The 11,365-nt window shown below is 61.5% G+C and carries 12 protein-coding genes; 8 read left to right on the top strand and 4 right to left on the bottom strand.

Features of this window, described 5'->3' with window-relative positions:
* Positions 1-49 precede the first annotated feature (49 nt).
* On the top strand, positions 50-1,249 hold the full coding sequence (locus tag EO136_RS11980; RefSeq protein ID WP_127143937.1) for an IS256 family transposase: 1,200 nt from the start codon (positions 50-52) through the stop codon (positions 1,247-1,249).
* Between the two features lie 127 nt (positions 1,250-1,376).
* Here the strand turns inward: EO136_RS11980 and EO136_RS11975 are convergent.
* The 4 genes from EO136_RS11975 to EO136_RS11960 all read right to left on the bottom strand — a co-directional run bounded on the left by EO136_RS11975 (position 1,377) and on the right by EO136_RS11960 (position 4,813).
* Positions 1,377-2,130, bottom strand: a protein-coding gene (locus EO136_RS11975) for an IS5 family transposase (protein WP_425466610.1) whose coding sequence is annotated in 2 segments (ribosomal slippage) — positions 1,377-1,592 and positions 1,594-2,130 — 753 coding nt in all. Because the reading frame shifts where the segments join, the coding sequence is not laid out codon by codon here.
* Positions 2,131-2,205: 75 nt separating this feature from the next.
* Complete coding sequence (locus EO136_RS11970) at positions 2,206-3,093, bottom strand: NAD(P)-dependent oxidoreductase (RefSeq protein WP_127144651.1); 888 nt, start codon at positions 3,091-3,093, stop codon at positions 2,206-2,208.
* 11 nt (positions 3,094-3,104) lie between these two features.
* Positions 3,105-4,106 carry an amidohydrolase family protein gene (locus tag EO136_RS11965; RefSeq protein WP_127144650.1) on the bottom strand — a complete coding sequence of 334 codons (1,002 nt, stop codon included), beginning with the start codon at positions 4,104-4,106 and terminating at the stop codon, positions 3,105-3,107.
* Positions 4,103-4,813, bottom strand: coding sequence for a GntR family transcriptional regulator (locus tag EO136_RS11960; RefSeq protein WP_127144649.1), 711 nt, complete (start codon positions 4,811-4,813; stop codon positions 4,103-4,105). Before EO136_RS11960 ends, EO136_RS11965 begins: the two co-directional genes overlap by 4 nt.
* 116 nt (positions 4,814-4,929) lie before the next feature.
* On the opposite strand from EO136_RS11960, the gene EO136_RS11955 reads away from it, so the two are divergent.
* The 7 genes from EO136_RS11955 to rpiB all read left to right on the top strand — a co-directional run bounded on the left by EO136_RS11955 (position 4,930) and on the right by rpiB (position 11,278).
* Complete coding sequence (locus tag EO136_RS11955; RefSeq protein WP_127144648.1) at positions 4,930-6,156, top strand: CaiB/BaiF CoA transferase family protein; 1,227 nt, start codon at positions 4,930-4,932, stop codon at positions 6,154-6,156.
* Complete coding sequence (locus EO136_RS11950; RefSeq protein ID WP_127144647.1) at positions 6,153-6,932, top strand: enoyl-CoA hydratase; 780 nt, start codon at positions 6,153-6,155, stop codon at positions 6,930-6,932. Before EO136_RS11955 ends, EO136_RS11950 begins: the two co-directional genes overlap by 4 nt.
* 157 nt (positions 6,933-7,089) lie before the next feature.
* Positions 7,090-8,148, top strand: coding sequence for a TRAP transporter substrate-binding protein (locus tag EO136_RS11945; protein WP_164730567.1), 1,059 nt, complete (start codon positions 7,090-7,092; stop codon positions 8,146-8,148).
* A 68-nt stretch (positions 8,149-8,216) separates the two neighbouring features.
* Positions 8,217-9,512 (top strand): TRAP transporter large permease, encoded by a 1,296-nt coding sequence (locus EO136_RS11940; RefSeq protein WP_127144645.1) that lies wholly within the window; start codon positions 8,217-8,219, stop codon positions 9,510-9,512.
* 1 nt (position 9,513) lies between these two features.
* Entirely contained in the window at positions 9,514-10,059 is a 546-nt protein-coding gene (locus EO136_RS11935) for a TRAP transporter small permease (RefSeq protein WP_127144644.1), read from the top strand.
* The gene (locus tag EO136_RS11930; protein ID WP_127144643.1) at positions 10,056-10,799 is read left to right on the top strand and encodes a GntR family transcriptional regulator; all 744 of its coding nucleotides are present in this window, start codon (positions 10,056-10,058) and stop codon (positions 10,797-10,799) included. Before EO136_RS11935 ends, EO136_RS11930 begins: the two co-directional genes overlap by 4 nt.
* A 32-nt stretch (positions 10,800-10,831) precedes the next feature.
* Positions 10,832-11,278 (top strand): ribose 5-phosphate isomerase B, encoded by a 447-nt coding sequence (rpiB, locus tag EO136_RS11925; protein WP_127144642.1) that lies wholly within the window; start codon positions 10,832-10,834, stop codon positions 11,276-11,278.
* Positions 11,279-11,365 lie beyond the last annotated feature (87 nt).

The following is an 11,365-nucleotide window of genomic DNA, read 5'->3' as shown; positions in this document are numbered from 1 at the left end:
TTTTCCGGTAATGTCGGGTTGTTGAAGCCACAATCCGAAAGGACCACCGATGACCACCGATATGATGAACCTTCGCGCTCTGGTCGAACAGACCCCCGACGCCGATATTTTGCGTGAGATGATCGGCTTTGCCGCTGAACGCCTGATGGAGATGGAAGTGGGCGCTGCCACAGGCGCTGGTTATGGAGCGAAGAGCTCCGATCGCCTGGCCCAGCGCAATGGGTATCGCGACAGAGACTGGGAGACACGCGCCGGCACTGTCGAGCTGCGCATTCCCAAGCTGAGGACAGGGTCCTATTTCCCAACCTTCCTGGAGCCGCGCCGCATGGCCGAGAAGGCTCTAACCGCAGTTATCCAGGAAGCTTACATCCAGGGCATTTCCACCCGATCAGTCGATGATCTGGTCAAGGCCATGGGGATGGGCGGCATCTCCAAAAGTCAGGTGAGCCGGCTGTGCGAAGAGATCGACGATAAGGTCAAAGCCTTCCTCGATCGCCCCATCGAGGGTGACTGGCCCTATCTGTGGATTGATGCCACTTACCTCAAGGTGCGCCGCGGTGGGCGTATCGTCTCGGTCGCCGCCATTATCGCCATCGGCGTCAACAGTGATGGCAGGCGTGAGGTTCTGGGCATGGAGATCGGGACCTCGGAAGCCGAGCCGATCTGGACAGCGTTTCTGCGCAAGCTGACCCGGCGGGGGCTACGTGGGGTCAAGCTCGTGATCTCCGATGCGCACGAAGGGATCAAGGCGGCCGTCAGCAAGGTGTTGTGCGCCACTTGGCAACGATGCCGGGTTCACTTCATGCGCAACGTTCTTGCCCATGCCGGAAAGAGCGGGCGCCGTGTCGTCTCTGCCTTCATCGCCACGGCCTTTGCGCAGGAAACACCAAAGGCGGCCAGTGCGCAATGGCGCGCCGTCGCCGATCAGATCCGACCCAAGGTGCCCAAGCTGGCCACCCTGCTCGATGAGGCCGAGCCTGATGTTCTGGCCTACATGTCGTTCCCACGCGAACACCGGACCAAATTGCACAGCACGAACCCAATCGAGCGTCTCAACGGCGAAATCAAGCGGCGCACCGATGTCGTGGGCATCTTTCCCAATGATGACGCCATCGTGCGCCTCGTGGGCGCGTTACTGCTCGAACAGAACGATGAGTGGGCCGTCCAGCGCGCCCGCTACATGACACTGGAAACAATGAGCCAGATGAGCGATGATCCCCTCATCAGCCTGCCGCCCCTGGCCGGCTGATCCGACACCGGCAGTGCCGGGAAATGCGTGGCGGCCCAAACCAACCTACACCACGCCAGGGGACACCATCTCCAAACCGGAAAATTGTTTCCACTTTTTCTGGAAACGCTTTAGGATCGAGACTCAATCAAACCCACCATAAGATTATTGCGGCTATTTGGCGGGTCGCTGTGAAGTTTGTCGCGAGCTTGTCATATCGGGTGGCAACGCGCCTCCAATCCTTGACGCGGCAAAAGGTGCGTTCGATGATGTTTCTACGCTTGTAGGCTTCAGGATCGAACGGCTGGATATGGGTTCGAGTTCGATTGTTGGGGATCACCGGCTGGGTGCCCCGCGCGATGAGGAAGGTTGCGCAGGGCATTGCTGTCATAGGCCGTATCGGCGGCGCATAGGCGGTTGGGAGGCAGGGTTGCGAGCAGCGGTATGGCAACGGGCGCGTCACCTCGCTGCCCTGGCGTTATCTTGAGCGCGAGAGGACGGCCGCGACTATCGACAGCAGCATGGATTTTTGTCGATCTGCCGCCTCGCGAGCGGCCGATTGCCTCGCCATCCGCCCCCCCTTTTCCGCCCGCTGCCGATCGATGGGCCTTGGCCGTGGTGCTGTCGATCATATTGATATCGCGATCACTCGCTTGCACCAGGGCGTCAAACAACCGCCGCCATACTCCGCGCGCCGACCATCGGTGGAAGCGGTTGTAGATTGTCGTGGGCGGCCCGTAGCAGGCAGGACAGTCCTGCCACCGGCAACCCGACCGCAGCACATGAATGATCCCACTTATAACTCGGCGTTCATCAGTGCGGCGAGCGCCTGGCTGGTTCATTGGAAGATGCGGCGCGATCGCCGCCCACGCCTCGTGGTTCAGCCAGAAATGCCCGCTCATCTTTGCCTCCAAATGCCCTCGCACACAGAGAATCTGATTTGCTAAACACGTTCAACATTCTGATTGGGTTCAACCCTAGCGGTCGTAGAAGGTGGCGATCGAGGCGCTGTCCTTGAGCTCGTTGCCTTCGGCTACATACGCATCGTAGCGGGCAATGGCCGCGTCGAGCAGCGGAAGCTCCAGACCGAGCCGCTCCACGAACACCCCGATGTTCTGCATGTCCTTGTTGAGCTGGCGCGCGTAGCTTTTCGGGGGTTGGTAATCCCGATGGGCCATCTGAGGATAGATACGCTGCAGGATCTGACTGTCAGCGAGCCCTCCTGCAAGGCAATCGGGAAGGCGGTCCGGCTCGATTCCCGCAGCCTTGGCGATCGCCAGCACCTCGGCCATCAACGTATAAGACGTCCCTACGATCGCCTGGTTGATCACCTTGACGGCCTGCCCGCTCCCGATGGGGCCCATCAGCGTCGAATTGGTGGCCAGATCGTCGAAGATCGGCTTGAGCCTGTCGAAAAGATCCTGATCGCCTCCTGCTATCAGGGTAAGCTTGCCCTCGGCCGCCGGCTCGGGCCCTCCCGATATCGGCGCGTCCATCCATGCCATTCCTGCTCGCTCCTTGAGCGCTGCAGAAAGCGCGATGGCCTTGTCCGGGTTCATGGTGGAACAGTCGACGACGGTCGCCGCCCCCGTGGATGCCCTCGCGAGCCCCCCGGGCCCGAAGCAGCAGTTCTCCACCGCCTTGGCATGGAGGACGCAGATCAGGACGACGTCGCTTCTTTCGCGCACCTGGGCTGGTGTTTCGGCCCAGACCGCGCCGACGCTCTCGGCCCAGGCCTTCAGTTCGGGCTCGTAGTTCCAGACCGTAACGGTCCATCCCCTCGAGATCAGCCGTTCGACCATCGGCTGGCCCATGATACCCAGGCCGAGAAAGCCAAGGGCATAGGGTTTTTCCGGCTGAGACATCTGCACGTCGTTTACCTCGCTGTGTCAGTTGCGCCCGATGGGGACCCGGTCTCATCGTTCACCGGTGGGGACGCCTGCCCGATCCGATAAATTCGCCGGGCATTTCCCGCAAAAAGGGCTGCCTGTTCCGCAGGTGCAAGATCGGCCACGATCCGGCGAAAGCCATCAAAAATGGTGGAAAACGAAGCGACCAGACCGTCCACCGGAAAATTGCTCGCAAACATGCACCGCTCGAAGCCGAAGCTATCGATGGCCGCCCTCACAATTGGAGCGTTGTCGTCGGCAGACCATGGCCGGCCGGGTAGGCCCAATCCTGAAATCTTGATGAAGACGTTTTGCGCGGGAGCGATCTCCAGCAAGGCGCGCTGCCACGCTTCCAGGCCTTGGGCACTTCGGTCGGACGGCAATGCGGTGTGATTAATGATGATGCTCGTGTCGGGAAAATCATCGGCCAGACGACGCGCCTGGCGCAGATGCCACCAGGGCACCTGCATGTCGAAAGAAAGCCCTAGCGGCGCCAGCCGGGCGAAGCCCGCACGCCATTCGGGATCATCCATGCTGCCCTTCTCGCCGGCCGTGATCCGCTCCGGTGAGGTCGCCACAACGGGCTTGTGGCGAATGCCCCGAACCTTGGAATGCGCCGCGTAAGCGTCCAGCACCTCCCCCAAATCGGGACGGTCGAGCCATGCCTGGGCGACGATCGCAGATGGAAGCCTGTCGTCGACTGCTTCGAGCCAGCGCAACTCGCCCAGGGGATCCGCAGGATTCCACTCGGCTTCGATCGCAACCGAGCCTGCGACGTCGAACGTCGCGGCGTCTGCACGATAGTCGTCGGGCAGGTAATTTCGTTTCAGTCTGGAGTAATCCCCATAGCGAAACGGGATCGGCCGGGCATCGCACAGCCAGGGGTGATAATTGGTTTCGATGTTCCAGAAATGATGATGGGCATCGATGATCTCGAGGCGCCGCCGGCCGGATTGCCCGGCTGCCTCGATGCGGTGCAACTCGTTCATGGGGCATCCGGGCGACGTACGCGCTCGCTTGCCGGCAGACCGTTGATGAAGTGCTCGCGTGTCAGCCGCGCGAGAAGCGACCCGTCTCTTGCCGCGAGTGCGGCGAACATCTTGGAATGCTCGAACAGCGCCTCGGTCCACCGGTCTCGATCGAGGTTGGCCAAGGCACGGGCCCGCTCGACCCGCGGCAACAACGAGCGCCAGATCGACTGCAGCACCGGATTTGCAGAGATTTCGACCACGCGGGCGTGAATCTGATGATTGATGTCCATATAGGCCGCCCGCTCGCTGCGGGCGTGCAACGCAACCATTTCGTTCAGAAGACCGCCGATTTCAGAAATTTCCCCGCCGGTGATGTTGGCGCAGGCCTGCTCCCCCGCCAGGCCTTCCAGCGTACCGAACACCGAGTAGAGATAGCCGATGTTGCGCTCGTCGAGCGGGGCGACGACCACGCTGCGATTTGGAAGCAGGGTAACGAGTCCCTCCGCCGCCAAAGTCCGGAACGCTTCACGGATGGGAGTGCGTGAGACGCCCAACTGATCGCACAGCGCCACTTCCTTGAGCCGCATCCCGGGGGGCAACTCACCGGTGATGACCATGGTGCGAAGCCTGTCGGTGGCTTCGCCGTGTAGCGTCCCGCGTCGCCCGCGTGACGACTCGGCCTGCCGGACTGCCTCGCTCGCATGTGCATCGTCGGTCTCGTTCATGCCGCTACGCTACCGCAAGGCATTCTTGTGCGCAATATCCAGTTCCAATAGCCAATATCATTGACGCACTCCATTTTTGCATACAAGATTGATCGCAGATTGCCTGTGGAGGACCCATGACATCTGAGAACGGCGACGAAGCCCGCGCCCTCCCCCTGCCTCTTGCTGGCCTTCGGGTCCTTGACCTCAGCCAGGTAATGGCCGGCCCGTTCTGCTGCATGCTGTTGGGCGACATGGGCGCCGACGTGATCAAGGTCGAGCCACCGACCGGTGGAGATCAGACGCGCAAGGCGATGGGGTTCCGCATGCTGGGTGAGGATAGCCCCGGCTTTCTGGCCCTCAACAGGAACAAGCGCAGCGTCACGATCGATCTCAAATCAGAGTCGGGACAAGCGCTCTTCTACAAGCTGGCGGCCACTGCAGACATCGTGGTCGAGAACAGCCGGCCGGGTGTGGCCAAGAAGCTGGGCGTGGACTATCTCACACTCAGCGCCCTCAATGCCGGCATCGTGTATGCAAGTATTTCCGGATTCGGCCAGACAGGACCGTGGTCGCAACGGCCCGGGTTCGACCTGATAGCGCAGGCCATGTCCGGCGTGATGAGCGCCATGGGCCATCCCGACCAGCCGCATGTCAAATCCGGTATTCCGGTGGGCGACCTGGGAGCGGGCCTGATCGCCACCTACGCCATTCTGAGCGCCATCATCGGCCGACAGGCTACGGGACAAGGCCAGTATATCGACGCATCACTTCTCGAGGCTGGTCTGGGCCTTTCGATCTGGGAGACCACCGAGTTCTGGGCGACCGGGAAGTCGCCCAAACCGCTGGGTACAGCCAACAGGATGAGCGCGCCCTACCAGGCATTCGCCGCGAGCGACGGGCACTTCGTGGTCGGCGCGGCTAACCAGAAGCTCTGGCTGCAGTTCTGCGCAGTCATCGACCGCGCCGACCTGCTCGAGGACGTGCGCTTTTCCGAGAACCGCGACAGGCTGCAAAACCTGCCCGATCTGGTGGCTGAACTCGAAGCCGTGTTCGCAACCGATACGGCAGAGAACTGGGTCGAGCGATTCCTGGCGGCGGGCGTTCCCGCCGGCCCGATCTATGACTATGCCCAGACCCTTGCCTCTGACCACATCGCGGCACGGGATATGGTCATGGAGATCGACCATCCGGTCGAAGGGCCAGTGAGGTCGCTGGGTTTCCCCGTCAAACTTTCCGGCACGCCCCAACAGGTCCGGATGCCACCCCCGCTTCTGGGGCAGCACAATCTGGACGTACTCGAGGAACTCGGGCTCGGAGCCGAGTTCGACCAACTCGAGGCTGACGGTGCGTTCGGATCATGAGCGAGGGACGCGTTACCCTGAGCTGGAATGGCGATGTCGCCCATATCCGCTTCGACCGGCCTCATGCGCGCAATGCGATGACCAAATCCATGTACCGCGACCTCGCCGTCATATGTGCGGAACTCAAGGACCGTGCCGGCGTGCGCATGGCGGTTTTGCGCGGCGAGGGCGGCGAGAGTTTCGTTGCGGGTTCGGACATCTCGATTTTCGAGGATTTCGACGGACCTGACGATGGCATCGCCTATGAGGCGGAGATGGAACGATACACGTTCACCCTTCAGTCCCTGCCCTTCCCCACACTCGCGGTCATCGAGGCCTGGGCTGTCGGGGGCGGCCTGAACCTCGCCGCGGCGTGCGATCTGCGGGTCGCGGTCCCGGGCACACGGTTCGGCGTCCCGATTGCGCGAACGGTTGGTAATTGCCTTTCGATGCCCAACTACCAGCGGCTTGTCCACGGCTTCGGTGCCAGTCGGGCAAAGCGCATGCTGATTATGGGCGATTTCCTCTCGGCCGAGGAGGCACGGGAAGCCGGCTTCATCATGGGCATCGTCGATCCGGCGGAGGTAGAGGCGGAGGTGGAGCGCATCACCCGACGGGTATGCGCCAATGCGCCGATCACGATGGAAGTGAGCAAGGAAGCGATCGCCCGCGTCGGCGATGGCTCGGCCGCTGCGGCAGGCGAGGATCTCATTGGACGCGCCTATGGCAGCGCCGATTTCCATATCGGCGTCTCGGCCTTCCGCAACAAAGAAGAGCCTGTCTGGACGGGCCGATAAATCCATCCGTCCCGGCGTTGCGTGGGCGCAGGGACGGGTGAGAAGTCGAGCCCGCGCGCAGCAATCTGAATACTGCATATTGCATACTGCATGCAGTTTTGGATAGAACGAGACGATCAGGGCGAAAACAGCCTTGAGCGAAATGGAGGAGTTCCCAATGAAAACGCTATCGAACGCGCTGTTGCTCGCGACCGGACTGACGCTGGTAGCTGGCCCAGCGCTGGCACAGACCTACGAGGCAACGTTCGGCCACCCGCACCAGAATTATGCGACCCAGGCAGCAGAGGCCTTCAAGGCTCATGTGGAAAGTGCAACGGGCGGCGACTTCGTCGTGAACCTGACGCCGCATGGCGCTCTGGGCAGCGGCGACCGGGAGATCACCGACCAGTTGCGGCTCGGCGAACTCGAGTTCCATCTGCCGGGCGCAGGCGGGGTGGCAGGGGTCTACCCGGAATCGCAGACCCATAGCTGGCCGTTCCTGTTCACCGAGCGCAGCGTGTTCTGGGATTTGCCCAACGATCCCGAGTATTTCGCGGCGACCCGGGACGGACTGCTCGAGGCCACGGGCGGGACAGTCCGGCTGCTCTCGCTGATGGAAAATTCCATCCGCCATATGTACACCACCCGCGGCCCAATCCGCGTACCTTCCGATCTCGAGGAACACGCGATCAAGATGCGTACGCAGACCGTGCCCATGCACCAGGAAGTCTTTTCCGCGCTCGGTGCGGCTTCCATCGTCTCGACTGGAGCGCCCGAGCGCTATTCTGCCATGCAGAGCGGGCTGATCGACGGGCTCGAAGGCGGCCTGGCATCGGTTTGGGATGCCGGTCTGATGGAAGTGGCCGATCACGTCACGCTGACGGGCCACATGTACGAATATCTCTGGCTGCTGACCAATGACGAGTTCTACCAGTCGCTGCCGGCCGAGTATCAGCAAGCTGTGGACGAGGCGGCGGTCATCGCAGCCACCGTCAACAATGCCGTCAGCTTTCAGGACAGCAATAATGCTCTGGCTCTGATGTATGATGCCGACAAGGAGGTCTACGTGCCGACCGCCGCCGAACTCGAGGAATGGCAGGCGATCGCCGAGCCCGTTGGCCGCGAGTTCATTGAGCAGGAAGTCTCTTCGGACTATATCGAAGCGACGCTCGCGGCGCTTGAGCGCACGCGTGAACGCGTCGCCGAACGCAAAGCCGCAGCGGCGTCCGCAGAGTAATACTCCCAACCTGTCGGGCGGGTCAGTCAGGACCCGCCCGTTCTTTCGGCTGAGCTTCGGAGCGGCAGATGATCGTCGTGCTAATCTTTGCTGCCCTTCTGGGCATGATCGTTGTCGGTGCGCCGATCTTCATGGCCATGAGCGGCGCAGCCATCATCCATTATCTGGAGACCGGCCGGGAATCGACCATGGTTGTCATGGTCGGGCGCATGTTCGAGGGACTGACGTCCTTCACCTTTCTTGCCATCCCACTGTTCCTGCTTGCCGGCGAGATCATGTCCCGTGGCGGGCTGACTGATCGGCTCATGGATTTCGCACGCGCCCTCGTGGGCCATTTCAAGGCAGGCCTCGCGCAAGTCAATATTGCCTCGAGCCTGATGTTCGCGAGCATCTCGGGGTCGGCTTATGCCGATGTGGCGGCCATGGGTCCGGTCATGATCCCGGCGATGGAAAAGGAAGGCTATCCGAGAGGATTTGCGGGCGCTCTTACCGCGGCATCGGCCACCCTCTCCCCGCTGTTTCCGCCCAGCATCGTCCTGATCCTTTACGGTTCAACCTTCGGCGTTTCAATCGGCGCACTGTTTGCCGCGGGCCTCTCGATCGCACTTTTGATGAGCGTGCTCTTTGCTGTCGTCACCCTGATCATGGTCACCAAATACGGCGTGCCAACAGCCATGTGGGTGGGGCTCGACAAGACATTCCTAGCGCTGCGGCGGGCCCTCGTACCTCTGGGAATGCCGATCATCGTGGTTGGCGGCATTCTCGGCGGCTTCTTTACCGCCACTGAGGCCGCATCGGTTGCGGTGGCATACGGGCTGATCCTGACGGTTTTCGTCTACCGCACCATCAGCCTCAAACAACTCATCGAGATCCTGCGCTCAACCGCGATAACCAGCGCTGCCATTACCATCCTAGTGGGCGCCGCCGCCATGTTTTCCTATGTCGTGGTGCGGCGGAACGTGCCCCAGCAGGTGGTGGAATTCCTGCTGCAAATCACCCAGGAGCCGTTCGGAATCGTTGCGCTGATCGTGGTCGTGCTGCTGATCGGCGGCATGTTCATCGACAGAAACTCCAACATCCTGCTGCTTGGGCCGATCATCATCCCGATCTTCACCCTCGAACTTGGATTTAGTGAGATTCAAACGGCGATGATCATCGTCTCCGCACTGGGCGTGGGACATCTGACGCCGCCCTTCGGCGGAACGCTGCTCACCGCGTCACTGGTCGGACGAATGTCGGTCGTCGAGATCACAAAATACGCGTGGCCTTTCATTCTCATCAAGATATTCCTGACCGCACTGATCGTGGCGATACCGGCACTGAGCGAAGCCCTGCCGCGGCTGCTCGGACTGGGAGGGCTTTGAGATGCAGACAAGAGACAATCCCGTTTCCCGTTTTGTCCGGGCGGTGGACCGCGCCGCAGGCTGGATCGACGTCGTGCTGCAGCTCGTGATGATCTCAGTTCTGGCGGGCATCTTCCTTCTGATGATTTCACAGGTCCTGTTGCGCTATGTGGTCTTCGTGCCCATTCCGTGGATCGAAGAGCTTGCTGCGATGCTTCTGCCTGTCCTTGCCGTCTGGGGCAGCGCGATCTGTATCCGGCACAATTCCCACCTCAAGGTCGATTTCATCGTCGAGGCGCTGGCGCGCAGGCTCAAGCTGACGATCTACGTTCTGATCAACGCGCTCATCGTGTTTCTCGCCTTCAAGATATGCGAGGCTGGCCTCGCATTGGCAGAACTTGGACGGAACGAAATGACGACGAGTCGATCGATATCGCTGTACTGGCCGCGTATGGCCATCGTTGTGGGCGGCGCGCTCATCATGATCCAGGCAGGGGTGCTGATTCTGAAAGATGCAGCCCAGATTTTCGACTTGTACCGCCCCGATCTCGATGAGCCCACCCAATGATGGCCGACGACCGCGAACACACCAACGCCCAGAACCGGCCGATCGCTCCCATCGAACGGACCCAGCTCCATGACTTGGTGATCGATCGGCTGCGCGAGTTAATCGTGGAAGGTCGGGTGCCAGCGGGCGAGCGCGTAAACGAAAGTGAGTTGGGGCGAACTCTCGGGGTTTCGCGAACCCCAATCCGCGAGGCGCTCAAGGTCCTGGCGGCGGAAGGGCTGGTGGAGCTGTCCCGCAATCGAGGCGCGATCGTACCTGAGACCACGCACGCCGAGTTGCGCGACACGCTGCTGTTCATGAGCGCGGTGGAAGGCTTTGCCACCGAGCAGGCAGCCCTCAATGCGCAAGCCGCGGAGATCGTTCAGGTCCGCGAACTGCACGACGCGATGATCGATGCTTTTGAGCGAGCCGACAGGCACCGGTATTTCGACCTGAACCAAAAGATCCATCTCACAATCGTGGAGCTGTCGCGCAACCAGACGCTCAAGCCCATCCATGCGCGCCTTCAGGCCCGCATGCAGCGTCTGCGCTATCTCGGCAATGACGAACCTGAGAACTGGCGGGTCTCGGTCGATGAGCACAAGGCCATCATGGAGGCGCTCGAGCGTCGCGACGCCTCCGACGCGGGAGCCGCGATGCGCCGGCACCTCGAGAACGCGATCGAGCGCATCGACACGATGCTCGAGAGGCAGGAGCGCACGGAACCGGGTCCCAAAGACCAGGCTACGGCCAGCCGCTGACCTTACCGCCCCACAAACCGGAGTTGACCGCAATGCATATCATCGTTGGATCGGACCACGCTGGATTCCCGCTCAAGGCAACGCTTATCGCCCACATGGAAGCGTCGGGGCACACCGTGACCGACATAGGCTCGTTCGACGCGGAACCGGTCGACTTCCCCGACATCACACGATCCCTGACTTCCAGGATCGCCAATGGCGAAGGCCAGCGCGGCCTGCTCGTGTGCGGCACGGGCGTAGGTGCTTCGATCGCGGCCAACAAGGTCAAGGGCATCCGGGCGGCGGTGTGCCATGATGTGCATTCGGCCCACCAGTCGGTGGAGCATGACGATGTCAATGTCATGTGCATCGGCGCCCAGATCGTGGGGCCGTGGCTGGCCAAGGACCTGGTGTCTTCATTCCTCGCGGCGGAGTTCTCGACAGACGAGGACTTCCGCAGAAGGGTGTCCAAACTCGCCGAGATGGACGCGCAGCGCTAAGCCCACGCCTGCTTGCAAGCAACGGACGCAAAAGAACAGGGGGCACCGGACGGTGCCCCCTGTTCTCGTTTCTCAGCCAGCAGACGA

Origin of the sequence: Pelagibacterium montanilacus (genome assembly GCF_003992665.1) — a bacterium.
GTDB classification, from domain to species: domain Bacteria; phylum Pseudomonadota; class Alphaproteobacteria; order Rhizobiales; family Devosiaceae; genus Pelagibacterium; species Pelagibacterium montanilacus.
The sequence above is the reverse complement of the archived record's forward strand: the minus strand, read 5'-3'. Positions and strand labels throughout refer to the sequence as shown.